The organism is Psychrobacter sp. Ps6, assembly GCF_022129235.1.
GTDB lineage: Bacteria > Pseudomonadota > Gammaproteobacteria > Pseudomonadales > Moraxellaceae > Psychrobacter.
Map to the genome: position 1 here is coordinate 1 of NZ_JADQAI010000081.1, position 2027 is coordinate 2027.

General features: G+C 38.0%; 1 protein-coding gene and 1 pseudogene. One reads left to right on the plus strand and one right to left on the minus strand.

Translation table 11 applies throughout. The features are described 5' to 3' along the window. The first annotated feature begins 363 nt into the window (after positions 1 to 363). Positions 364 to 1467, plus strand: a pseudogene (locus tag I3255_RS13875) (ISAs1 family transposase). A gap of 23 nt (positions 1468 to 1490) precedes the next feature. Here the strand turns inward: I3255_RS13875 and I3255_RS13880 are convergent. Further along, positions 1491 to 1925, minus strand: a complete 435-nt coding sequence (locus I3255_RS13880) for a GNAT family N-acetyltransferase (RefSeq protein ID WP_238039331.1) — start codon at positions 1923 to 1925, stop codon at positions 1491 to 1493. Between the last annotated feature and the right edge of the window lie 102 nt (positions 1926 to 2027).

Sequence of the window (2027 nt, forward strand, 5' to 3'; positions counted from 1 at the left end):
CGCTAGCGTGTAAGTTCAGTTGGCAAGAATCGGCACAACAATATTTGGATATGTACCGCTCTATGTGGGCAAAGCAGTCCGAAACTAAAATGGAACAAGAAGCTTAAATGAATAAAGTTATGTCCTCTGACTTCAGATCATAACAATAAAAATGCCGAGATACGATGAAGCCTGTGGTGATGAATGCTACAGGCTTTTTTTGTTTAGTAAACACACCCATTAAAATCAATAAATTGATCATCTAAAGAATAGCTATGGTTATATGTTTTAATTATTCCATCTCGGTATACCAATCAGGGCGGGATCGCACTTTGTTAACGAATATGATCTAATAGTGACAAATCTTTAGTAAGTAACATAGTCATTTTTAACCTTATTGAACATTTATCCGTTGTAGAAGATACTCGCTCGGACATTAACCAGAAACACAATTCTATCGATGTTATGTTTCTTGTGATTAGTGCTATCGCATCAGGATGCGAAGGCTGGCAAGACATTGAATTTTATGGAGAAGAAAAACTCGACTGGTTAAGAAAATATAGACCATTCGAGCATGGTATCCCTCGCAGACACACGATCGCTCGCATTTTGCGTTCCGTTGTTGCGGAATCTTTGCTTGAAGCTTTAGCTCTTTGGATAAACGAACAACGAACTACTCAGAACAAACCTATTATCGCATTTGACGGAAAGGTCTTGCGGGGCTCCTATCATAACGACAGGAAAACAGCATTGTAGTTGGTCACAGCTTATGACACTGAGAGAGGTCTCGTTCTAAGTCAAAAACCGACTGAGACTAAAAATGGTGAGATAAGTATTGTTCGCCAAATGATTGATATTATTAATGTAAATGGGAGCGTTGTCACGGTTGATGCACTGCATTGTCAGCGTAAAACACTAGAAAAAATCAAAGAAAAACAAGCGCATGTTGTTGTTCAGGTTAAGAATAACCAGCCAAAGCTTAGAGCCGCTGTTGTGGAGCAGTTCCAAGCGGTTTTTGATGCTGGTAAGGAGAAAATATCCACCGAAGTTAAAGAGAAAAAGCATGGTCGCAGCGAAGAGCGATATGTGTTTCAGCTAAAGACTAAATTGCCCGACGAATTAGCAAAGAAGTGGCCGATGATAAGAAGCATCATAGCAGTGGAACGCCACCGAGTGAGCAAGGGTAAAGGCACTGCAGATACCTCTTACTACATTAGTTCATTATTGTCGAACAACAAACTTCTAGGTCATTATATTTGTCAGCATTGGCGGATTGATAACAGCCAACATTATGTTTTAGATGTTGTTTTTAAAGAAGATAGCTCTCGTATTACTTTAGATGGTGCCGTTGAAAACATTGCGCTGTTTAGACGTTTTGTGATGAATATGCTCAAGCAATGTGAATGTGGTGCACTGAGCCAAAAAATGAAGCTGAAGAAAGCGGGTTGGAATGATGATTATAGGGCAAGAGTTTTCTTTGGGTTATAAATCCATCAAAGTATGCTCCCGCCCTAGTATACAAATAGGTTCCACATACTCTGTTTTAGATCTAGATAATGAATAGGTAGAGTGAGCTCTTCATACCCTGAGCTTTTATAGATATCAAAGTTATAAGCAAAGAGAAAAGTATGAATGACTTCTATCGAAATTAAATATTGATCAAGCTCTTGAATGACAGTTTTTGCTAAACCTCGACCTCGCATATTGGAAGAAACTGCAATGCCTCCAATAATACCAGCGCGAAAGTTATGTATTCCTTGTTGCATTAAACGGTGATAAGCAATACCTGTAGCAATAATCTGATTATTATTCTCAATAACAACGGCACAAGCAAATTCATGATTTAAAATTAGTTTAGTATTTTTTCCAAAGATGGAACTTAGGTGAGCATTAATTGAAGCTTCATAATCATAAATTTTGTCTACGCTTACAACTGATATATTCATATTGTTTCCCTTATTATTGCAGTCCGTGTGATTACTACTTCCATCGGCTTTTTCTCGTCAATTAGGCACTGATAAAGTGGTAGTTGCATTTGTTGGTAATCC